18 protein-coding genes are annotated in these 21944 nt (G+C 72.3%); 5 read left to right on the top strand and 13 right to left on the bottom strand.

The window, feature by feature from the left end; translation table 11 throughout:
• Positions 1 to 29: 29 nt before the first annotated feature.
• The 4 genes from B1759_RS07530 to clpX form a co-directional block, all read right to left on the bottom strand.
• Positions 30 to 2330, bottom strand: a complete 2301-nt coding sequence (locus B1759_RS07530; protein WP_095514399.1) for an outer membrane protein assembly factor — start codon at positions 2328 to 2330, stop codon at positions 30 to 32.
• Between the two features lie 53 nt (positions 2331 to 2383).
• The gene (locus B1759_RS07525; protein ID WP_095514398.1) at positions 2384 to 3517 is read right to left on the bottom strand and encodes a YihY/virulence factor BrkB family protein; all 1134 of its coding nucleotides are present in this window, start codon (positions 3515 to 3517) and stop codon (positions 2384 to 2386) included.
• A gap of 82 nt (positions 3518 to 3599) precedes the next feature.
• On the bottom strand, positions 3600 to 3959 hold the full coding sequence (locus B1759_RS07520) for a nuclear transport factor 2 family protein (protein ID WP_095514397.1): 360 nt from the start codon (positions 3957 to 3959) through the stop codon (positions 3600 to 3602).
• Positions 3956 to 5230 carry an ATP-dependent Clp protease ATP-binding subunit ClpX gene (gene clpX, locus B1759_RS07515; protein ID WP_095514396.1) on the bottom strand — a complete coding sequence of 425 codons (1275 nt, stop codon included), beginning with the start codon at positions 5228 to 5230 and terminating at the stop codon, positions 3956 to 3958. Before clpX ends, B1759_RS07520 begins: the two co-directional genes overlap by 4 nt.
• 220 nt (positions 5231 to 5450) lie before the next feature.
• Between clpX and B1759_RS07510 the strand changes: the two genes are divergently transcribed.
• Both B1759_RS07510 and B1759_RS07505 read left to right on the top strand, forming a co-directional pair.
• On the top strand, positions 5451 to 7166 hold the full coding sequence (locus B1759_RS07510; protein WP_095514395.1) for a Zn-dependent hydrolase: 1716 nt from the start codon (positions 5451 to 5453) through the stop codon (positions 7164 to 7166).
• Positions 7167 to 7198: 32 nt separating this feature from the next.
• On the top strand, positions 7199 to 7927 hold the full coding sequence (locus B1759_RS07505) for a glycosyltransferase family 2 protein (RefSeq protein ID WP_095514394.1): 729 nt from the start codon (positions 7199 to 7201) through the stop codon (positions 7925 to 7927).
• Positions 7928 to 7948: 21 nt separating this feature from the next.
• Here the strand turns inward: B1759_RS07505 and B1759_RS07500 are convergent, their stop codons facing one another.
• The 3 genes from B1759_RS07500 to B1759_RS07495 all read right to left on the bottom strand — a co-directional run bounded on the left by B1759_RS07500 (position 7949) and on the right by B1759_RS07495 (position 11405).
• Entirely contained in the window at positions 7949 to 8455 is a 507-nt protein-coding gene (locus B1759_RS07500; protein WP_095514393.1) for a VOC family protein, read from the bottom strand.
• 52 nt (positions 8456 to 8507) lie between these two features.
• Entirely contained in the window at positions 8508 to 8654 is a 147-nt protein-coding gene (locus B1759_RS19660; protein WP_158225167.1) for a hypothetical protein, read from the bottom strand.
• A gap of 225 nt (positions 8655 to 8879) precedes the next feature.
• Complete coding sequence (locus B1759_RS07495) at positions 8880 to 11405, bottom strand: cation:proton antiporter (protein WP_095514392.1); 2526 nt, start codon at positions 11403 to 11405, stop codon at positions 8880 to 8882.
• Between the two features lie 141 nt (positions 11406 to 11546).
• On the opposite strand from B1759_RS07495, the gene B1759_RS07490 reads away from it, so the two are divergent.
• Positions 11547 to 12413, top strand: coding sequence for a S9 family peptidase (locus tag B1759_RS07490; RefSeq protein WP_095514391.1), 867 nt, complete (start codon positions 11547 to 11549; stop codon positions 12411 to 12413).
• Positions 12414 to 12437: 24 nt separating this feature from the next.
• On the opposite strand, the gene B1759_RS07485 is transcribed toward B1759_RS07490, so the two are convergent.
• The 3 genes from B1759_RS07485 to B1759_RS07475 all read right to left on the bottom strand — a co-directional run bounded on the left by B1759_RS07485 (position 12438) and on the right by B1759_RS07475 (position 18720).
• Positions 12438 to 14480, bottom strand: a complete 2043-nt coding sequence (locus tag B1759_RS07485; protein WP_095514390.1) for a T9SS type A sorting domain-containing protein — start codon at positions 14478 to 14480, stop codon at positions 12438 to 12440.
• A gap of 81 nt (positions 14481 to 14561) precedes the next feature.
• Entirely contained in the window at positions 14562 to 15746 is a 1185-nt protein-coding gene (locus tag B1759_RS07480; RefSeq protein ID WP_095514389.1) for a triacylglycerol lipase, read from the bottom strand.
• Between the two features lie 52 nt (positions 15747 to 15798).
• Positions 15799 to 18720, bottom strand: coding sequence for a DUF2723 domain-containing protein (locus B1759_RS07475; RefSeq protein ID WP_095514388.1), 2922 nt, complete (start codon positions 18718 to 18720; stop codon positions 15799 to 15801).
• A gap of 160 nt (positions 18721 to 18880) precedes the next feature.
• Between B1759_RS07475 and B1759_RS07470 the strand changes: the two genes are divergently transcribed.
• Both B1759_RS07470 and B1759_RS07465 read left to right on the top strand, forming a co-directional pair.
• On the top strand, positions 18881 to 19426 hold the full coding sequence (locus B1759_RS07470; protein ID WP_095514387.1) for a rhodanese-like domain-containing protein: 546 nt from the start codon (positions 18881 to 18883) through the stop codon (positions 19424 to 19426).
• Entirely contained in the window at positions 19423 to 20097 is a 675-nt protein-coding gene (locus B1759_RS07465; protein WP_095514386.1) for a phosphoribosylanthranilate isomerase, read from the top strand. The genes B1759_RS07470 and B1759_RS07465 overlap by 4 nt, the downstream gene beginning before the upstream one ends.
• Before the next feature lie 18 nt (positions 20098 to 20115).
• Here the strand turns inward: B1759_RS07465 and B1759_RS07460 are convergent, their stop codons facing one another.
• Genes B1759_RS07460 through rsmI form a run of 3 tightly spaced genes read right to left on the bottom strand, consistent with a single transcriptional unit; the run spans position 20116 to position 21836 of the window.
• The gene (locus tag B1759_RS07460) at positions 20116 to 20541 is read right to left on the bottom strand and encodes a thiol reductase thioredoxin (protein ID WP_095514385.1); all 426 of its coding nucleotides are present in this window, start codon (positions 20539 to 20541) and stop codon (positions 20116 to 20118) included.
• 40 nt (positions 20542 to 20581) lie between these two features.
• Positions 20582 to 21145, bottom strand: a complete 564-nt coding sequence (locus B1759_RS07455; protein ID WP_095514384.1) for a thiol reductase thioredoxin — start codon at positions 21143 to 21145, stop codon at positions 20582 to 20584.
• A 25-nt stretch (positions 21146 to 21170) separates the two neighbouring features.
• The gene (gene rsmI, locus B1759_RS07450; RefSeq protein ID WP_095514383.1) at positions 21171 to 21836 is read right to left on the bottom strand and encodes a 16S rRNA (cytidine(1402)-2'-O)-methyltransferase; all 666 of its coding nucleotides are present in this window, start codon (positions 21834 to 21836) and stop codon (positions 21171 to 21173) included.
• Between the last annotated feature and the right edge of the window lie 108 nt (positions 21837 to 21944).

Genomic DNA, 21944 nt, shown 5'->3' with positions numbered 1-21944 from the left:
GAAGAGCGTGTCTGGGGGCGTCCCCCAGATCAGAACGTCTGGCCGATGGTGATGTAGAGCTGCGTGCGCCGGAGGAAGGCGTCCAGGAAGCCGACCCCCACGACCGACCGTACCGGGATCACGGTCGGGTCGAAGGCGACCCCGGCCGCGCGGGCGTCCACGTAGCCGGGCGTCTCGTCCTGGCCGAGCGGGCTGACGCAGCTCGGCTCGTCGGCGTAGATCGAGGCGCCGCAGTAGACGCGGGCGGGTTGGCGGAGGTCGAGGTAGGACGGGTTCACCTTGACGCCCAGGCCCACCGCCACGAAGCCGACCGGCGTGAGGTACGACAGCCCCGCGCCCACGCCGACGCGCAGGCCGCCCTCCTTGTCGAGCTGGTCGGCGAGGGACGAGTCGGCAGGGGTGCCGCCAGCGCGCAACAGGGCGCCCGCCGGCACCGTGCTCGGCGACCAGACGCCGCCCGCGTCCGCGAACACCTGTGCGCCCCACTGCGGGCCGAGCGCGTCGAGCGGCAGCGTGAGCTGAACCGACGCGGACGCCTTGTAGCGCCCCCCCACGCCCACGTAGTTGACGTCGCGCGAGCTCGTGAGCAGCGTCGGGTCCGGGATGACGCCAGCCGTAAGGGCCGGGGGGGTGACGGAGAACGTCTTCGGCCCGAGTTGCGCGGACGACCAGCCCCGCACGTCCGACGTGCCGCCCGCGTAGAACAACTGGTCGCGGAAGAGCACGTAGTCGCCGACCGAGTCCGGGTCGGCGCCACCGGTGGAGAGCAGGGTGCCCAGGGTGACGCGCGAGACGAGGGTCGTGCGGGCCCCGATGGGCCGCGTGACGGACGCCGCGACGCGGGCTCGGCCGTACGCGATGTCGCCCGCGGCGACCGACAGGGAGGGCCGGACGACGTAGCCGCGCGTCGGCTGGAGGGGGTCGTCGAGGGTGCCCCAGGCCACGTCGAGGCCGAGAACGCCGGTGGTGGCGCGGAGCGTGTCCGGCAGGAAGGGAGTGAGCGGCGAGTCGATGCGCCCGGCATCGAGGATCCGGATGCCGAGGCCGCGCGAAAGGTCGCGCGAGCGGCCCGTCAGGGAAAGCGCCGCCGTGCGCAGCGGCGCCAGCGTCAGCAGCAGCGTGTTGGCGACCTCGGCCTGGACGCTCGACTCGATCTCGTCGTCGCGGACGCGGTACGACGGCTGGAGCGTGTACGAGAGGCGCCGGTCGAAGACGTACGGTTGCCGGAACGGGACCGCCGCCCGGAAGTCGCGGATCGGCCCCCCCGAGACCGAGGTCGCGCCCGTGCCGCCGATGCCGGACGCGATGCCCGTGCGCCACTCCACGTTGACGCCCAACTGGCGGGCGCCGCCGAACGCGTTGCGGTGCGTCGCGGCCGTACGCAGCGTGATGCCGCCGTCGGAGAAGTAGCCCGTAAACGCCGAGAGGACGCGGCTCGGCCCGCGCCGGACCCGCACCGAGACGGGCACGGTCGTGTCCCCGCGGACCGCCTCGGGCGCCACGTCGACCAGGGCGAGCTGGAAGAGGCCGAGGCCGAACACCTCGCGCTGGCCCTCGGCGAGGGCGCTCGCGTCGAATGAGTCGCCCGTGGCGAACGGGAGCTCGCGCGTGATCACGTTTGCCGACATCGACGAGTCGCCCTCGACGGTGACCGCGCCGATGCGCGCCTGCGGGCCGAGGTTCACCTTCACGCGCACGTCGGCGCGGAGGCCGGTCGAGTCGGGGAATTGCTCGGCGCCGGCGTCGGCCCAGGCGTAGCCGCGGTTGCGGAGCCACGAGAGGGTCTGGCTCTGGAGCTGCACCAGCGCGAACGCGTCGAGGCGGGCGCCCTCACGGAGCGCCGTCCGCCGCTTGAAGTCGCCCCAGGCCTCTCGGATGTCGGGCGGGAGGGCGTCCTGGACGCTGCTCTGGCCGGGCCCGGCGAACGTCACCTCGCCGATCAGCCGCGGCGGCCCCTCCTCGATCACGAACGTGACGTCGACCGCATTGTCGGTCGTGTCCAGCTCCACCTCGTAGTCCACCTGGGCGCGCGGGAAGCCGCTGTCCTCGTAGTACCGCGTCAGGCGGACGACGTCCTTGGCCAGCTCGATGGGCAGAAACGGGTACGGGCCCTCGTCGCCGCGCCGGAAGATCCACAGGATCGGCTTCACGGGCGCCTTGGTCGCGATCTGCAGTTCGAGGTTCTCGATCAGCAGCGTCTGGCCGTCCACGAAGTCGAAGCCCATCGTGGCGACCGTCGTCTCGTCGTCGACGAGGGTCAGCGGAGCCTGCGCGCGGGCGGGAGCGAGCACGCACAGGAGGAGGGCGACGGCGAGGGGGCGGGCGATCACGCGGGGGCGTCCGGTCGGGGGAAGCGGGCAAGCTACCGACCACCGTGCGAAGCTCACGAGGAGGGAGGCCCTGGGATGTCGTCCTCGGCGGGGTGGGGCGTGAGGGCGGCCCCGTCGCCGCCGGGCGGCAGCGCCGACACGTCGGGCGCGTCAGCGGGTTCCACGGCCGCTTCGGTGTGCGCCTCGATGGCCTCCGCCTCGACGCGCTCGCGGTGGCGCCGGAAGATGCCCGCCTTGCTCGCCCAAAGCTTGCGCAGGCGCGACTTGCGCGGGCGCGTCCGCCGCTCGTGCAACGCCGCCACCGCCGCGCCGATCACGAGGATCAGGCCTGAGACGTAGACCCAGAACACGAACGCCAGAATCAGGCCGAACACGCCGCCGAGGCCGCCGAGGCCCTCGCCCTCCTGGGCGTATCGGTCGAAGTCGGCGACGTGGGTGGCGTAGATGGCGAAGCCGTTCTTGGCGATCTCGAACAGGACCGCGGCGACGGCGGCGCCTGCGAGGGCGCTCCGCACGGGCGTCCGCGGGCGGGGCACGAAGAAGTAGAGCTGCGCCAGCATCCCCACCGTGAGCACGTAGGGCACCAGGAAGGTGACCAGCTGCAGCAGGCCGCTGGCTGCCGTCCCGACGAGGCCGGGGTCCAGCCCGACCTGGGCGGCGAGGGCCCCGCTCCGGGCGCTCAGCACGCGCGCGCCGGCTGTGATCGCGAACGACATCAGGAACAGCGTCCCCACCTGTGCCGCCATCCGGAGGTCGAACAGGTAGCCGCGGACGATGCCCCGCATCTGGTGGCGGCTCTCGCCCATCGCCGCGCCGACGACGTAGCGCAACGTCGAGAACATCGTGATCACCGTGACCAGGAAGAACACGGCACCGAACGTGGTGATCGCGCCGGACGCTTTCTGCAACTGCATCACCAGCTCCACCAGCCCGTCGCTCTGCCCCGACGGCAGGAAGTTGCGCAGGAAGGCCGAGACGGTCGTGAAGGGGTCCTCCTGGCGGATCACGAGGCCGAAGATGCCGGTCGCGAGCAGCAGCAGCGGAAGCAGGGTGACGAGCGTCTTGAAGGCGATCGCCTGCGCCCACACGAACGCGGGCTCTTCGGTCAGCACCTTCAGCAGCCCCTTCCCGTAGTAGCGGGGGATGGTGAGGGCCTTCTTGGCGTGATGGGCAGCAGTGCGCAGCATGTGTGCATAGAGTACGACTGCCGCGGGACGGTAGGTCCAGAGGCCGTCCCGCGTGACCGGCGGTTCTGCGGTGTCGCAGAGTCTACTCTGTCGGCAAGGGCAGGCCGTGCTGGCGCACGAACGAGAGCCGGTCCCAGTAGCCGCGCTGGAATACAATCCGCCCGTCGCGCACGTGGAAGAAGCCGCAGCCGCGCAGCCCCAGCGGGTCGCGCCACTCCAGGATGGCGCAGTCTCCGTCCTCGTAGATCGCCTCGACGAGGCACACCATCTCGGCCAGCGCGAACTCGCGTGCGAACATCGCCCGGATCGCCTCGCGCCCCTCGATGGGGGCCTCCACCACCTGGTGGTTCACGGCGTCGGGCGCGTAGAGGGCTGCGAGGCGGTCCACGTCGGCGGCGTTGAAGGCCTCGACCCAGGCCTCGACGGTGGCGCGCGGGCTCACGCTGTCGCCTTCCGCTCCTCGTAGACCGGCGGCGCTCCGTCGGTGATCGAGGCGGCCGTGATGCGGCAGACGGTGCCCGCGTGCGCGTCGGGCGCCTCGAACATGAGGTCCAGGAGGACGCCTTCGAGCACCGACCGCAACCCGCGCGCGCCCGTGTTGAGCCTCACCGCCTTCTCCACGACCGCGTTCAGGGCGTCGTCCTCCAGAACCAGGTCCACGCCGTCCATCGCGAACAGCTTCTGGTACTGGCGGACGAGCGCGTTCTTGGGATCGGTGAGGATGCGCCGGAGGTCGGCCGGGGTGAGGGCGTCGAGGGCCGTCAGGACCGGCAGGCGGCCGATGAGCTCCGGGATGAGGCCGTAGCGGAGGAGATCGTCGGGCTCGGCGTGGCGGAAGACGGTCGGGTCCTTCGGGTCCATCGAGGTCGCGTCGCCGTCGTGGAAGCCGATCTGGCCGCGCGAGAGGCGGCGTGCGATCTGGGGCGCGAGGCCGTCGAAGGCGCCGCCGCAGATGAACAGCACGTTCCGGGTGTCGAACTGGACGAGCGACTGCTCGGGGTGCTTGCGGCCGCCCTTCGGCGGGACGCCCGCGACGGTGCCCTCCAGCATCTTCAGGAGTGCCTGCTGGACGCCCTCGCCCGACACGTCGCGCGTGATGGAGGCGTTGTCGCCCTTCCGCGAGAGCTTGTCGACCTCGTCGACGTAGATGATGCCGCGCTCGGCGCGCTCGACGTCGTAGTCGGCCGCCTGCAGCAGGTGGCTCAAGATCGACTCCACGTCCTCGCCGACGTAGCCCGCCTCGGTGAGCGCGGTGGCGTCGGCGATCGAGAAGGGCACGTCGAGGATGCGGGCCAGCGTGCGGGCGAGCAGCGTCTTGCCGGTGCCGGACGGCCCGAGGAGCAGGATGTTGGACTTCTCGAGCTCCACGTCGTCGAAGGCGTGGAGGTACTCCTCGGCCTCGATCCGCTTGTAGTGGTTGTAGACCGCGACGGAGAGGGCGCGCTTGGCCCCGTCCTGCCCGATGACGTGCTCGTCGAGGGCGTCCTTGATCTGGCGGGGCGTCATGCGGCGCGAGCGACCCGCCGCGCGCCGGGCGCCGCCGCCGGGCGCGGGCGGCACGTAGGCCTGGAGGTCGCCGCGCACGATGCCGGAGGCGTCGTGGATGCAGCGGTCGCAGATGTACACCTCGGGCCCGGCCACCATGGAGGTGACCTCGTGGGCGGTGCGGCTGCAGAAGGAGCAGCGGATGACGTCGTCGCCGCCGGTGGGCATGGCGCGTGCGGGTGCGGGGGACGGCAATCTAGGGCCGGTCGGATCCCCGCCGGGCGTCTCCGCCCGCAGGGCTGCCGAGGCGGGGTATCGGCAACGCTGCCGGAGAGGTTAGCACGGTCGATCCCGCGCTCCGTCCGCGCCCGCCGCCTCGGTGCCGAGGCGGTGAACGGACCCCAGACGCCAGGCCGCTATCTTGGCCGACCGCGCTCCTCGACCGCCCATGAAACCGCTCCTCGTCCTCGCGCTCCTCGCGCTCGGCGCCTGCCAGTTCGCCGAGGAGACAGACGGTGTTTCGCCGACCGCCACCACCGACGGCCTGGACGCCGTCTCGCCCGAGGACTCGACGCTGCTGGCGCTGCTTGGCCAGTACACGACCGTCCGCCTGGAGGCCGACCTGTCGGGCCTGAGCGACTCGACGCGCGCCATGCTGCCGCACCTGATCGCCGCGGCCCGCGCGATGGACGACGTGTACTGGATGCAGGCCTACGGCGACCGCGACTCGCTGCTCGCGGGCCTGAGCGAGCCGGCCCGGCGCTACGTCACCATCAACAAGGGGCCCTGGGACCGCATCGACGGCAACACGCCGTTCCTGCCGGGCGTCAGCGAGAAGCCGCTCGGGGCCAACTTCTACCCAGCCGACCTCACCAAGGACGACCTCCTCGCTGCGGCGGACCTCTACCCGGAGAACAACCTGACGAGCCTCTACACGCTCGTCCGCCGCGAGGGCAATCAGCTCGTCGGCATCCCGTACCACGAGGCGTTCGCCGACGCGCACGGCCGCGCCGCGGCCCACCTCCGCGCCGCCGCCGACCTCGCGCAGGACCCCGGCCTGGCGACCTACCTCCGCCTCCGCGCCGACGCGCTCCTCACCGACGACTACCAGGCGAGCGACCTGGCGTGGATGGACATGCGCGACAACCCGCTCGACATCGTGATCGGGCCCATCGAGACGTACGAGGACCAGCTGATGGGCTTCAAGGCGTCGCACGAGGCCTACGTGCTGGTCAAGGACCAGGCGTGGAGCGAGCGCCTCCGCGCCTACGCGTCGCTCCTCCCTGAACTCCAGCGCGGCCTGCCGGTCGACAGCGTCTACAAGGCCGAGACGCCGGGCTCCGACGCCGACCTCGGGGCTTACGACGTGGTGTTCGTGTCTGGCGACGCCAACGTGGGCTCCAAGACCATCGCCATCAACCTGCCCAACGACGAGGCGGTGCAGCTGGCGAAGGGCTCGCGGCGGCTCCAGCTCAAGAACGCGATGCAGGCCAAGTTCGACCGCATCCTGGTGCCCATCGCGGAGACGCTCCTCCCCGAGGATCAGCAGGCGCTGGTGACGTTCGACGCCTTCTTCGGCAACACCATGTTCCACGAGGTGGCGCACGGGCTGGGCATCAAGAACACGATCTCCGGCAGCGGCACCGTCCGCGAGGCGCTGCAGGACCGGGCGAGCGCGCTGGAGGAGGGCAAGGCGGACGTCCTGGGCCTCTACATGGTCCAGCAGCTCATCGACCGCGGCGAGTGGGCCGAGGCGACGCTGGAGGAGCACTACGTGACGTTCATGGCGTCCGTCTTCCGGTCGATTCGCTTCGGCGCGTCGTCGGCGCACGGGCGGGCCAACCTGGTCCGCTTCAACTACTTCCAGGAGCGCGGCGCCATCGTCTCCGAGTCGACGCCCGACGGTCCGGTCTGGCGCGTCGTGCCGGAGCAGATGGGCCCGGCCGTCGAGGCCCTCGCCCGCCAGATCCTGACGCTCCAGGGCGACGGCGACTACGACGCCGTGGACGCGTTCGTCCGCCAGTACGGCCGCACCTCGCCGGAACTGGCCGCCTCGCTCGACCGCGTCGCCGAGGCGGGCATCCCCGTCGACATCGTCTACGAGCAGGGCGAGGCGGTCCTGGGCCTGGAGCCCGCCGCGCCGCTCCCCCCTGCGACCCGCTAGGCCGCCCTCTCGCCCCTCGTCCCACGTCCCCCGTGAAGCTCTCCGACCTCACCGTCGTCGTCCCCACCAAGAACGAGGCGGCCAACATCGGCCCGTTCCTGGACACCATCGACCCGCGCGTCGCGCTCGTCGTGGTGGACGCCAGCACCGACGACACGCGGGACCGCATCCGCGCGGCCCGGCCGGACGCGGTGGTCATCGAGGAGCAGAGCACCATCCCCGAGGCCCGCCAGCACGGCCTGGAGCGCGCCACGACCGAGTGGGTCCTCTTCACCGACGCCGACATGTCGTTCGGCGACGGCTACTGGGATGCCTGGCAGGCCCTCGACCTCGGGCCGACCGTGGGCGCGGTGCAGGGGGCGAAGCTCTCGGCCGACGACGACTACAAGACCTACTACAAGCTCTTCTCGCTCGGCATCCGCGTGATGTCGTGGCTCACCGTCCCGGCGGGCTCGGGTTCGAACATGCTCTTCCGCCGCAAGGCGCTCCTGGACGCGGGCGGCTTCGACTTCGCGCTGACGGCCAACGAGGACATCTACGCGCTGTGGACGGTCCGCAAGGCGGGCTGGAAGGTGCCGTTCGCGGGCGGGCTCAAGGTCTACGAGCGGGACCACCGCCGTCTGGAGCAGGGCCGCCTCAAGAAGACCCTCCACGGCTGGATCCGCCCCCTGATGCTGTTCACCGGCGTCGGCGACGACCGCGTCCGCGAGTCCAGCTGGGGCTACTGGAAGGAGGGTGAGGAGCCGAAGGAGCCGCAGTAGGGCCGCAATGCGCCCCTGCCGTTATCGAGGAGGTCCCGCCGTTTCGCGGAGCCGGGCCTCGTCCAGGTCGTGCTGCCGTCCCTGCCAGAGTGGGTCGCCGTCGAGACGGGTGCGGCGGTCGCAGTAAACCTCCAACCGGTTGCCCTCGGGGTCGCGGAAGTAGCCCTGCCACGCGATCTGCGCGTCCTGCAGGTCCACCTCGGTGCCCATCTCACGGAGCCGCTCCACGAACGCGAGCAGCTCGGCCTCGTCGTCGACCTCGAAGGCGAAGTGGTCCAGCGGGCCGGAGCGGTCGGGGGCCGACCCGTCGCGGGCCTGGCGCAACACGAGCCGGTGGTGCATCCCGACCGGCTCTCCGTCGACATCGACGCCGCCCGGGATCGGCTGGGCGTCCGTCAGGAAGGCGTAGTGGCTCGTGTCGTCCGTCGCGCGCTCGCGGACGGTGAGGCCCAGCGCCGCGGTGTAGAACTGGACCTGGGCATCCAGGTCGGCGACGTCGAGGCGGAGGTGGCCGAGGCGGGCGGGCATGAGGTCGGCGAGAAGAGGACTCCTCGGACCGGATGCGCCCGACGCGGTTTCGCTACACCGCCAGCAGCAGTGCCAGCCCGAGGGGCAGCAGCCCGATCACCGTCGCCAAGACCACGAACAGCACCTGCGGCCACGCGACCGACCGCAGCTGCGGGCCGGCGGGGACGATCTCGTAGGGGGCTTCGGACGGCGGGGGCATCGGTCGGAGGGGCAGGCAGGGCGCGTCGGAAGGACGCGTCGAGATGGAGCAGAGTTACGCAGGTATCGGAGATCTGGGCGCCGACTTGACCGGCTCCACGGAGTCTTGCCGAGCCGTGCGCCGGAGCTTCCACAAGGAGGCGTGTGACCCGTTCCCTGTTGTGACAAGTATTTTTGGTGGTGACGGTGCGCCGGTCGGGAGCGCCGCCTTCCCTGGGCGTCCCCGTCAGCCGTCGGCGTCCTCGGCGCCCGGGTCGAGGTCGTCGCGGAGGGTGCCGAGCAGGATGGCGGCGGCGGCCTCGGGCGTGTCCGCCTCGACGAGGGCTTCGACCGTCTCGTCGGAGCGGACGAGCTGGGCGGTCACGGCGAGCTGGCGGAGGTAGGCGTCGGGCTCCATGTCCACCGGCGCCAGCAGGACGAGCAGGACGCGCGCGGGCTGCCCGGCATGCGGGATCCGCGCGCCCTTCGGACAGACGCCGATGAACGTCTGGGGCGTGTCCACCTCCGTCACATGGGCGTGGTAGAACACGACCCCGGGCATGATCTCCGGGGCGTCGTCCGAGTCGTCGTCGGCGAGGTGGGCGGCGAGGGCGGCGGCGGTGCGGGGGGCGTCCGGGAAGCCGCCCAGGAGGATGCGCCGGAGGAGCGGCTCGGGGGCGTCCGGGACGAGGTCCAGCGTGACGTGCGTGTCCGGGATGTCGAGGTCGTTGTGGCCGTCCCCGTCCACCGCGTCGGCCAGGATCGGGACCACCTCGGCCTCCGAGAGGGTGATCGAGAGCAGGTCGAGGTCTGGGAAGCGGCGCGCGAGCACGCGGGGCAGGCGTTGAAGCGCGGGCCGCCACGCGACGGTGCCGCGCCGGACGCCGATCAGCACGAGCACGTCACCCGTCTGAGCGAGGTCGTCGAGCGCGCGGACGGACCAGGCGTCCACGGACGTGACGACCAGCGGGGCCTCGGGGCGGGCCGCCGCGAAGCGGCCCTCGACCTCGGCGGCCTCGGCCTCGGGCACGAGCAGGTGGAGGCGCAGGCCCTTCTGCGCGGCGAGCACCTTGAGCACGCGCACGGCCCGTGCGAAGCCGATCTCGCGGTACATCTGCGGCGGCACCAGCACCACGAGCCGCTCGGCGGCGGCGAGCGGCGCTGCCAGCCGCGCCACGATCGCCATCGCCCGGCTCTCCGCCAGCACTCCGTCGATGATGTGCCCGAACACGAGCGCGCCGGGCGTCCGCTGCCCGTTCCACCCCGCCACGATCTCGGAGGCCCGCAGCTCGCGCGCCGCCCGCACGATCCCCCGGACCGGGTTGTCGTCGATGCGGACGGTCGGGGAGACGGGCACGCTCGCAGCGGTGGCGTGGAGCACGGCGCGCTCCATGAGCCGCTCGGCGTCGGCCACGTGGGCCGCCTCGTCCGGGCCGCCGCGCGCCACCGCGATGGGAAACACGGGCTCCTCGCTCGCCGGGCTCCGCAGCAGCAGCGCCAGCTCCATCAGGTCCTCGGCCGTCTCCGGGTTCGACAGCGGCACGATGATCCGCTCGGGCGCCGAGGCGGGCTCGTACGGCCGGTCGGACTCCGCGAGCGCCACCTTCCGCCCGAACGCCTGCACGAGGCTCGGCCCGATCAGGCACGTCAGCACGATCACCAGCACGACCGCATTGACGACCGTCTGGCTGAACAGGCCGATGTCGAACCCGATCAGCGTCACCGCCAGCGTCGCGGCGGCCTGCGGGAACGTCAGCCCGGCGACGGTCCCGGCCTCGTTGCGCGTGAAGCCGAACAGGGGGATGCCGAGGAACGCCGCGCCGCCCTTGCCCACGAGGACCAGCGTCGTGAACCCGAGCGCCAGCCCCCACACGACCGGCGAGCCGAGCACCGACACGTCCACCAGCAGGCCTACCGAGACGAGGAAGAAGGGGATGAAGACCGCGTCTCCGACGAACCGGAGCCGCGTCATGAGCGGGCTCATCTTCGGGATCAGCCGGTTGAGCGCGATGCCCGCCAGGAACGCGCCGATGATGGGGGCCAGCCCGGCCAGCGACGCCGTCCACGCGGCCAGGAACACCATCGCGAGCAGGAACGCGAACGCGGCGTCGTCCTCGCGGCGGACGCGGCGGAAGAAGGCCCGCGCGGCTTTCGGCAGAAGCCACAGCACGGCCAGCGCCCAGACGATGTCCTTGGCGAAGAACAGCAGCCAGAACTCGGCGTCGGCCTCGCCGCTCGTGATGCCCTGCACGACGGCCAGCACGACGAGCGACAGCAGGTCGGTGACCAGCGTCGCGCCGGTCGCGATCACGAGCGCACGGTTTTTCGACACGCCCAGCCGCCCGGCCAGCGGCAGCGCCAGCAGCGTGTGGCTCCCGACGATGCTGCCCAGCAACGCCGCCGCGGGGATCGAGTAGCCCAGGATGCCGGGGGCGAGCAGCAGCGCCAGGCTCATCGGCAGGGCGAACGAGAGCGCCCCGAAGGCCAGCGCCCGCGTCCGCTGGCGGGCGAACTCGGCGAGGTCTAGCGTTACGCCCGCCATGAACATGAGGTAGAGCAGCCCCAGCGTGCCCAGCAGCACGAACGTGGCGTCGCGCTCCAGCAGGCCCGTCACGCTCGGCCCGGCGACAGCGCCGAGCGCGATCAGCCCGACGAGGCCAGGGATCCGGAACCGCTCGAACAGCAGCGGGCCGACCAGCAGGATGCCCATCGTGATGGCCACGATGAGAACGGGGTCGGTGACCGGGAGGGTCGGGACGGGCAGGAAGTCCACGGAGCAAGGGGAAGGGCGGGCGTCAACCTACCGTGAGGGAGGCCGTTCCGGCCCGAGCGTCTCGGCCGCGGGGCCGAGGCGGGCCGGCACCTAGTGCATCTGCCCCAGGCACCCACGGTGCCGCGTCTGTAGGCTGGCGCCATGCGCGTGCTGCTGCTGCTCTCCGTCTGGCTCACCGGCTGCGTGACGTACGTCGTCGGGCCGGACCACGTGCTGCACCCCCGCCGCGACGCCGAGGCGGGCGGCCTCGCCATCGACCCGGCTGCGGTCGCTCGTGAGGTGCCGGGCGCGACCGTCGAGGCGCTCCCCGTCCGCACGCCCGACGGGACGACGCTCTACGGCCTCCGCGTCCGCCACGCGCCGTCGGGCGCCGACCGGCTGACGATCCTCTACTTCGGCGGCAACGGGTTTCGGATGTCGGCCCTCGGGATGAAGAAACTGATCCCGCTCCTCCGCACCGGTGCCGACGTGGTGCTGGTCGACCACCGGGGTCACGGGCGCAGCGAAGGCACCGCGTCGGTGGACGCGCTCAAGGCCGATGCGCTGGCCGTGTTCGACGCCGTCGCGGCCGAGGTCGGAGCCGAGCGCGTCGTCGTCCACGGTCACTCGCTGGGGAGCTTCCTCGCCAGTCACGTCGGCGCGCACCGCGAGGCGGGTGGGGTCGTGCTGGAGAACTCGGCCACGACGACCGCGGCGTACGTCCGCTCGCGCTACGACTTCTACCCCATCCTCCGGCCGTTCGTGCGCCTGTCGGTGGACCCCGCGCTGGCCGATGAGGGCAGCCTCGGCCCGGTCCGCGAGATCACCGAGCCGCTGCTGATCCTGGCGGGCGCGCTCGACGCCCGCATCCCGGCGTGGATGAGCGAGGACCTGTACGCGGCGTCCCCTCTGCCACCGGGTCGCAAGCGGCTGGCGGTGTTCGCGGATGCGGGCCACAACCGGGTGCCCTTCGACCCCGACTTCCAGGGCGTCTACGCGTCGTTCCTCGCCCTCGTCCGGACCGGGTAGACCGGCCTCGGGGGCCGTGCGGGGTCAGCGAGCCAGCGTCAGGCGCGTCGTGTGTGCGCCGTCTGGCGCGTCGAGGCGGAGCAGGTAGAGGCCCGGTGCCAGCGCGGACGCCTCCAGCGAGGCCCGGTGCGCCCCCGCGGCGTGGTGACCCTCGGCGACGACGGCCACCTCGCGTCCCAACAGGTCGTGGACCGTCAGGCGAACCGGCCCCGCGACGGCGAGGTCGTAGCGGACGACGCTGCGCCCGGATGTGGGGTTGGGCGCGGGCGCGTGCAGCACGGAGCCGTCGGCCCGAGGGCGGTCGGTAGCGGAGACCGGCTGGTCGGAGCCGAGCACGAAGAAGTCGACTGGCGTGACGTCGGAGACGGTGACCGTGCCGTCGGCGCGGGCCGTGACCGGCCGGGCGACCCAGTCCTGACCGTCGACGCTCCACTGCCAGACGCCCAGCCCGGCGGCGTCCGCGCCCGCCTCGGCGAGGTCCGCTGCGGTGTACGCGAGCGTCAGGTCCCCGCGCAGGCCCTCCAGCCCAGGGTCGACGCCGAGGTGGTAGTACCCGTCCAGCGGGAGGAGCGACGGGTTGGGGGCAGGGATCGACTCCCGAGCCGCCGACAGACGGGAGACGCGGAGCTGGCCCGCCGCCACGCCCGCCGTCGGGACGAACCTAGCCGGCTGAGCCGTCTCGCCCGCGAACACCTCGAACACGACGCCTCCGGCTGGTGCATCAGCCACGGTCCGGCGCGCGGCGCGCGGCCGCACGTCGTAGCTGTAGAGGTTGTCGCCGTTGGAGTAGACCAGGCCCCCGTTGTAGGGCGTCGGGTGGCTGAAGGTGAACCCCTCGGGCGGCACGTCGGCGACGGCCTGGAGGGTGGTGCCGTCGAAGGTGTAGATCTGGAAGGGGTCGCTGCTGGCTTCCCGCCCGACGAAGTAGGCCGTCTCCCCGTCCGAGTGTCCGTTGCGGAGGTCCGGGAGCGAGGCCACCACCTCGCCGTCGCGCCAGACGCGGGCGCCGCCCGCGGACGTGAACCCGCTGTAGTAGACCTCGCCCCGAAGCTCAAAGAATCGGACGTTGAAGCCGAAGTCCGGCTCGACCCCGCCGGGGTCGCTCAGGCGCTCGACGGTGCCCGCGTCCGTCGTGCGGAACACCACGTCGCGCGTGGGGCTGTCGTCGGTCCGCGCGCGGAAGTAGACGCGGTCGCCATAGACGCCGAGGAGCACGGGGCTGGAGGACGGCTGGCCCGGGCGGATGTCGGCCGCGAGGCTCGCCTGGCCGGCCAAGCCCTGGCTCGTGCACATCTCCCGGCCGCGGTCGATGCCGCCCTGCGTCCACCGGCAGCTGAAGAAGACGCGGTCCGACGTGGCCATCGGCGCGGACGGCTGCTCGAGGTCCTCGCCCAACTGGCCGCCCAGGATGGACTCCGTCGAGGTCTCGTTGCCGAACGACTTGTAGAGGTCGCCGTCGCTGCTGGCGCGGAAGAACAGCTGGGTGGCGTCCTCGGTAAGCTGAATGGCGCCCGACGTGGTGGCGAAGGGGCCCGCGGCACAGATCGGTCCGCCCGAGCCGTCGCGGCGGCAGTTGCCCAGGATCGCGGGGGCATCGTCCAGCGTCCCGCGCAGGAGGAGCGCGGGCGTGGTCGTCGACTCCAGCCGTCGCTGCGGCACGACGTCCTCAAGTAGCAAGCGGATGTCGTGGCCGTCGGTGACGTAGGTGTTTTGCCGCGAGCCCACGAGGCCCGAGAAGTACAGCCGCCCGTGGGTTCGGACGAACAGGTTGGGTGCGGACGGTCGGGGGCCGACGAGGAGCGGCGCGGTGCCCTCGGCAGTCCCGTTCGAGACCCACACCTCGCGGTTGCCGTCCGCGCCGGTGACGGTGAAGTACAGTTCGCCGCGGTACTCCACGAGGTGCTGGTCGACAGGCCCCCCGAAGGTGAGCGTGGCGTCGTCGCTGACGCCATAGTTCGTGCTCACGATCTGGTCGCCCCCCGTAGGGTTGGCGTCGAGGATCAGGACGGGTGGGGCCTGAGACGCGGCAGTCGCGCAGACGAGGAGGGCGGCGAGGAGGCGGAGCATGTCGGGGAAGATGTGGGCCTCAACTACTGAAAATGCCGCACCTCGCTGTCATGCACCCGTCCGCCTCGGGGCCGGGGTGGATCAGCCAGGGGCGAGCCAGCGGACCAGCTGATCGGTCACGTCGGGCGCGCGGAGCAGTTCGAAGTGGTGCATCCGCGGGAAGACGGCCGTCCGCTCGGGCGGGACGCCCAGGTCACGGGCCAGGTCGGCGTGGCGGCCGAGCGCGCTGTCGAGCGGGACGAGCCCGTCGCCTAGGGTCTGGTCGCGGACGCCGCCGCGCCCGTCGCCCGTCGTCGCGGCGACGAGGTAGACCGGCACGTCGGGGAGGGGGATCGGCTGGCGGTCGTCGGGGCCGCGCTCGAAGCGGTCCCGGTCGCGCCAGTCCGCCTCGGCGACGCTGCCGTAGCGGAGGTCGGTCACGCCCGCACTCCGGATCTGGCCGACCCGGGCGAGCGGGGCGGCGTACCGGGTCGCCTCCAGCAGTCCATCCGTTACGCTGCCGATGCGCTCCAGCGGAGCGCCGTGGTGCGGCGTGCCGAGGCACACCAGCGACACGTCGGCGCCGGGCCACGCGTGCCCCGCCTTCGCGCCGAGGTGGAGGGCGCTACGGAGCACCAGCCCGCCCATGCTGTGGCCGACGAGCACGAGCCGCCGCACGGGGCGCGGCCAGTTCGCCACCAACGGGTCGAGCAGGTCCGCGAGGTCGCGGCCGGTCTCGGCGACGTGCCGCCCGCTGTTGTAGCGGACCGTGAGGGCCGTCGCGCCGAGTGCCGACGCCAGCGTCTCGCGCGGGTCATGGGCGGCGTCGCCCCACTGGCGGTCGTTCATGCACAGGCCGTGGACGTGCACCAGCAGCACGTCCGACGGGTCGGTCACGCCGCGGGCCAGCGCGTCCGGGGTGAGGGCGAGCGCGCGGTCGCCGAGGCGGACCTGGGCGCGGATCGCCAGCGGGTTGCCCTCCGACGCCAGCGCGTCGCCGACGACGCCGTTCAGAGCCGCGACGGCTGCGCCGCGGGCGGCTGTGGTGACCTCGGGGGAGGTGGGGGCTCCGGCGATCGTCAGCCCGTGGTCGAGAAGCCGGGCGGCCTGTCGCGTCACGGCCCGGATCATGCGGTAGACGAAGCCGGTGATGCCGCGCGTCCGCTTCGGCCGACCGAACGGCCGGGCAATGGTCGCGTGCGTCGCCTCCACCACGTCGGTCACGCCGACGACGGCGCCGGAGGCGAGGCGGGCGGCGCCGCGGAGGTCGGAGAGCGAGAGCGGCATGGGCGCGGGAGGGCGCCGTGCACGGCCCGAGGCCGTCCGGGTTGCGCCGGGGTCAGGAGGGATTCGTGGTGTCCGCCGGCGTTGGTCGCCCGCGGCCCGGCTGCGAACCCATCATGGCCTCCGCCTCGCGGCGGATCTCGTCGGCCGTGCGCCGGAGGCTCGGGTCCCCCAGCGCCGTCGCGATCCGGTCCATGAACGCCGAGGCCGCCTCGTACTGCCCGCCGAGCACGTAGGCCGACTGGATGTACTGCACGAACTGGAACGCCTGGTCCTGCGCCGCCGACGTGCGGGCGGCCTGGATCTGGTCGATGGCGACCGTCTCGGCCTGGCGGAAGACGCCCAGCGAGGCCGTCGTGTCGCCCGCGGCCTGGTACGCGTCGGCGAGGGTGAGGAGCGAGCCGAAGCTGGTCGGGATGGTCGAGGCCGGGACCTGCTCCGTGAGGCGCGTCAGGAGGGCGCGGGCCTCGTCGGGCCGGCCGCCTTCAGCGAGCGCGCGGGCGATCGAGCCGACGCGGATGCGGTAGCCGTCGGCCATGTTGCGCGCGTTCTCGTCGTGGTAGACGTTGGGGTCAGCGAGGCCGCGGAACTCGAACTTGCCGAGGCGGTCGAGCGCGACCGAGGGCACGACCACGCCGTCGGCGTCGCCGCCGGAGCGGGTCAGCGGCACCACGCGGCGGGCGAGGCCCTCGTTCTGGAAGAACGGCTGGAGGCCGAGCTCCGACGACTGGGCGACGGTTCCGGCGAAGTAGACCGGCCGCTGCCAGCCGCCCTCGGCGACCGACCGGAGGATGTCGAGCACGGCGAGGTCGGCGGTGTAGAGCGCGCTCTGGCCCTGCCCGACGGCCTGGCCGCTGAGCGTCCACGTCATGCGGTCCGGGATGGTGGCCGGGTCCACGCGACCTGCCACGCGGTCGTCCGAGAAGGCGCGGGCGTCGACCGGGAGGGCCACCTCGGTGTCCTCGATCAGGCGCGGCGCCAGCGCGCCCGTCGCCCGCTGCTCGGGCGGACCACTGATGCCCGCCAGATCCGCGTCGGTGATCGACATCGGGATCGGCGCGCTCTCGCGGCTGAACTGGTCGCGCAGCTGCCGGATGTACCACGGCGTGTTGAGCAGCGACAGGTTCACGACCCGCACGTCGCGGCGGATGCCCTCCACCTCCTGCAGGTACCACAGCGGGAAGGTGTCGTTGTCGCCGTTGGTGAACAGGATCGCGTTGGGCGCGGTGCTCTCCAGCAGGTTGCGGGCGAAGTCGGTCGCGATGCGGCGACCGGAGCGGTCGTGGTCGGCGTAGTTCTCGACGGCCATCCAGCCCGGCACGGCCGCGAACACGAGCGCCGCCAGCGCGATGCCGACGGTCTTCTTCAGCGCGGCGCCCTTCGAGGTGAGCGCCTCGGACACCATCTCGACGAGCCCCGTCGCGCCGATGCCGATCCACAGCGCGAAGGCGAAGAACGACGCCACGTATGAGTAGTCCCGCTCTCGGGGTTGGAAGGGCGTCTGGTTTAGGTAGAGGATGATGCCGACGCCCGTGATCAGGAACAGCACCCCGACCGCGAGCGCCCGCCGCCAGTCGCGTTGGACGTGGACCGCCAGACCGATCAACCCCAGGAGGAGTGGTAACCAGAAATAGGCGTTCTGCCCGGACCGTTCAGAGGGCGTCTCGCCCGTCGTCGGTGCGTTGCCGAGGCCGCTGTACCAGCCCGCGTCCTGCACGTCGGACGCCTTCCCGACGAACTGCCACATGAAGTACCGGCCGTACATGTGGCCCATCTGGTAGCGCCAGAAGAAGTCCCAGTCGGAGTCGTACTGGGCGTAGACCTGGGTGTGCTGCGGGGCCGACGAGTGGCGGCGCGGGAACGTCTTGTCGTCGTCCACCTGGCGCGTGCGGTTGTCGTAGCTCTCGCCCGTGAGCAGCGGCGTCGAGCCGTACTGCTCGCGCTTGAGGTAGCTCACGATGGCCTCCGCGTTCTCCGGGTCGTTCTCGTCGATCGGCGGGTTGGCCGCCGAGCGGACGAAGATGAGCGCGTACGACGAGTACCCGATCATGACCGTCGTGATGACGAGCGCGATCAGGTTGAGGATCGGGCGGCCGTTCTTCTGGGTCCACCAGACGCCGCCCACGAGCACCGCCACGAGCGCGATCATGAACAGCGTTGGGGCGCCGGACGCGCCCGCCAGCGTCGGCAGGATCTGGACGATGCCGGGGTAGATGAGACCGAACGCCACCACCGAGATAACGCCCGTGATGAGGAGCCCCTTCACGCGGTCGGCCGTCGTCCAGTGGTCGCGGTCGACCTTCTGGAAGAAGACGATCAGCGCGAGGAAGAACAGCGTCAGCACGTTCAGCAAGTGGACCCCGATGGCGAGGCCGAACAGGTACGCGATGGCCACCAAGTAGCGGTCGGCGTGGAGCCCGAACGGGTGCTCGCCGCGGCGGGCCAACTCGGCCTCCTCGGCGCGGGTCGCATCGCGCCAGATCAGCGCCAGCCACACGACGAGCGCCGTGAACAGCATCGACATGGCGTAGACCTCGGCTTCGACGGCGTTGAACCAGAACGAGTCGGTGACGGCGAACGTGAGCGCGCCGATCACGCCGCCCGCGTTCGCGCCGACGCGCTGGACGGGCGTCCACGTGCTCGGGTGACCCTGCCAGATGCGCACCAGGCGCACGATCACGAGGTGCGTCAGCAGCACCGTCAGCGCGCTGCACAGCACGGAAACGAGGTTGACGGCGTAGGCGATGGGCTCGGGACTCAGCCCGCCGAACAGCGGCGCGGCCATCGCGAAGAGCCGCCCGACGAGCATGTAGAACGGCGCCCCCGGCGGGTGGCTCACCTGAAGCCCGTTCGAGATGGCGATGAACTCGCCCGAGTCCCAGAACGGCGTCGTCTCGGCCATCGTGGCCAGGTAGATGACGAGGGCGTAGACGAAGACCGCGGCGGCGACGAGGCGGTCGATCAGTTTGCCGGACATGCAGGGGGGCCGAACGGGAGCGGAGGGCGGACGCGGAAGATAGCCCGGTGCGGCGTCGGCTCCGGGGGTCGGCCCAACGAGGCCACCCGTGCGTTTCGGGTGCGCCCGCCTCGGCGACGCGCCGGGCACCTCGCGGCCGGCCGCCGCGTAGTCTCCACCCATGCGCCTCCTCCGCCCGCTCGTGCTCCTGGCCGTCGCCGTCGGCGCCGTCGTCTGGCTCCGGTCCGACCGCGCCTACCGGCCCGACTCGCTGGCGTGGCGCGCGGTCGACCGGGACCTCGCGTCCCGCTTTCCGGACCTCCCCTCGACCACGACGGCTGCGCTGGCCGACCGCCTCGACGCGCCCGACCCGCCGCTCCTCCTCGACGCCCGCACCGAGGCCGAGTTCGCGGTCTCGCACCTTCCCGGTGCCCGGCACGTCGACCCCGACGCCGAGGCGGGCGCCCTCGCGGCAGCGCTGGCGGACGTCGACCCGGAGCGCGAGATCGTGGTCTACTGCTCCGTCGGCGTCCGCTCGGCGACGGTGACGGCGCGGCTGCGGGAGGCGGGCTTCGCGCACGTCGAGAACCTGCGGGGCTCCATCTTCGAGTGGGCCAACGAGGGCCGCCCGGTCGTCCGCGACGGGCGCGAGGTGGAGGCCGTTCACCCGTACGACGCCGTGTGGGGGCGGCTGCTGGTGCCGGAGCGACGTGCCGACCTGCCATGAATGCTCCCGCCTTCCCCCGCCTCAAGGTCTGCTGCATCCGCTCCGTGGAGGAGATGCGCCTCGCCGTCCGCCTCGGGGCCGATGCGGTGGGGCTCGTCGGTCCGATGCCCAGCGGGCCGGGCACGATCCCGGACGAGGCCATCGCCGAGATCGCGCGGGCCACGCCGCCTCCCGTCATGTCGGTCTTGCTGACGAGCGCCACCGACGCCGACACCATCGCCCGGCAGGCCGACGCTGCGGGCGTCTCGGCCGTCCAGATCGTCGACGGCGTCGGGCCGGCGGTCTACGCGCGGCTCCGGGTGGCGCTGCCGGGGCGGTCGCTCTGGCAGGTGGTCCACGTGACCGGCCCCGAGGCGCTGGCCGAGGCCGAGCGGGTCGCGCGCCACGTGGATGCGGTGCTGCTGGACTCGGGCGACCCGACGGCGGCCGTCAAGACGCTCGGCGGCACGGGCCGCGTCCACGACTGGCGCGTGTCGAAGACCATCCGGGAGCAACTCGGCGTGCCCGTGATCCTGGCGGGCGGGCTGATCCCCGGCAACGTCGCCGAGGCGGTCCGGGTCGTCGGCCCGTTCGGCGTCGACCTGTGCACGGGCGTCCGCACCGATGGCGCGCTGGACGCGGACAAGCTGGCGGCGTTCGTCTCCGCGGCGGGCGTGCAGCGGCTGGCGTAGCGGGGAGGCGCCCCCGTCCTACCAACCGCTCCGCGCGCCCTCGACCGCCTCGGCGAGCCGCTCGGCCGACACCTCGCCGTAGTTGAAGGCCGTCGCCAGGAGCCCGTTGCGGTTGAATACCCAGGTGGTCGGGATCCACGAGACGGGCAGGCCGAGGAGCGTCAGCCGCCGGTCCGGCTTCTCAGGTTTGGGGCCTTCGACGACCAGTTCGCGGACGCCCGTGACGCCGCTCTCGGCCAGCGTGTCGGCACCGCTCTCGCCCTCGTTCCAGACCGTCACGAAGGTCACCGAGTCGGCTCCGAGGCGGGCGAGGTCGGACCAGACGGGCGCGTGCTCGTTCAGCGAGTTGTCGCACCACGGCGCCCAGACGTGGACCACGTGGACGCCGTCGGCGGCGACGGTCTCGCGGAGCGCCGCGTCGACGGCGGAGAGGGACGGGATCATGGGGGGCATCGGCTGATTCCTGTTTCCTGACACCTGATTGCTACTCGTGCATCCACTCGTCACGGGCGTGCTCGATGGCCAGCGCCAGCATCTCGTTCGAGACCTCGCCGTAGTTGAACGCATAGGCCAGCGTGCCCTCGCGGTTGAAGACCCACGTCGTCGGCGTCCAGCTGAGCGGCAGGCCGAGGAAGGAGCGGCGGCGGAGGTCGCGGTCGGCCGACGGCCCGCGGTCGGGCTGCCCGTAGACGAAGACGCGGTCGGACGCCTCGATGCCGTAGCGCGCGAGGCGGTCGGCGCTGTCGCGGCCGTCGGTCCAGATGGTGACGAACGAGAACGTCACGTCGGGGTGTGCCTCGACGACCTCGTAGAGGCCGCCCTCGAACTCCGCGCGCGAGTTGCCGCACCACGGCGCCCAGAAGTGGACCACGTGGATGCCCTCCTGCTCGATGGTGGCCGCGACGGCCGCCTCCACCTCGGTACGGTCGGCGAGCGAGTCGGCCGGGGCGCTGGCTATCGCCGCCGCCGACGAGTCGGCCGAGGCGGGCGCGGGCGCCGTCGGGGCGCAGGCGGAGGCGGCGAGAGCGGCGAGGAGGAGCAGTCGCATGGCGGGGAGCGTCGAGGCCGACAAGCTAGGCGCCGCCGACCACGACCACGATCTCGCCGCGCACCTTGGCCTGCGCGCCGTAGTGGGCGGCCAGTTCGGTCACCGTCCCGCGGCGGACCTCCTCGTGCAGCTTCGTCAGCTCCCGGCCGACCGCGGCGGGACGGTCGGCGCCGAGGTACTCGGCGAGCTGGCCGAGCAGCTTCACGAGGCGGTGGGGGCTCTCGTAGAGCACGATAGTCCGCGTCTCCTCCTGGAGCGCCGTCAGCCGCGTGTGGCGGCCCTTCTTGTGGGGCAGGAAGCCCTCGAACACGAACCGGTCGGTGGGCAGGCCGCTGGCGACGAGGGCCGGGACGAAGGCCGTCGCCCCCGGCAGCGCCTCCACGCGGACGCCCGCCTCGGCGGCGGCGCGGACCAGCAGGAAGCCCGGGTCCGAAATGCCCGGTGTCCCGGCGTCCGAGATCAGGGCGACCGTCTCGCCCGCCTGCATCCGCTCCACGAGTTGCGTCACGCGGCCGTGCTCGTTGTGGATGTGGAAGCTCAGCCGCGGCGTCTCGATGCCGTAGTGGGCGAACAGCTTGCCGGACGTCCGCGTGTCCTCGCACGCGACCACGTCGGCCTCCTGCAGGATGCGGAGCGCGCGGAAGGTCAGGTCTTCCAGGTTGCCGACAGGGGTAGGGACGAGGACGAGCACGGAGTTCGGAGTTCGGAGTTCGGAGTTCGGAGTTCGGAGTTCGACCGCGCCTTCTGAAAGGTTCCAGCGCGCGGGCGTGCCTCGCTTCTCCCTGTCCCCATCCCCGCG

Source organism: Rubrivirga sp. SAORIC476 (assembly GCF_002283555.1).
Classification (GTDB): domain Bacteria; phylum Bacteroidota; class Rhodothermia; order Rhodothermales; family Rubricoccaceae; genus Rubrivirga.
The sequence above is the reverse complement of the archived record's forward strand: the minus strand, read 5'-3'. Positions and strand labels throughout refer to the sequence as shown.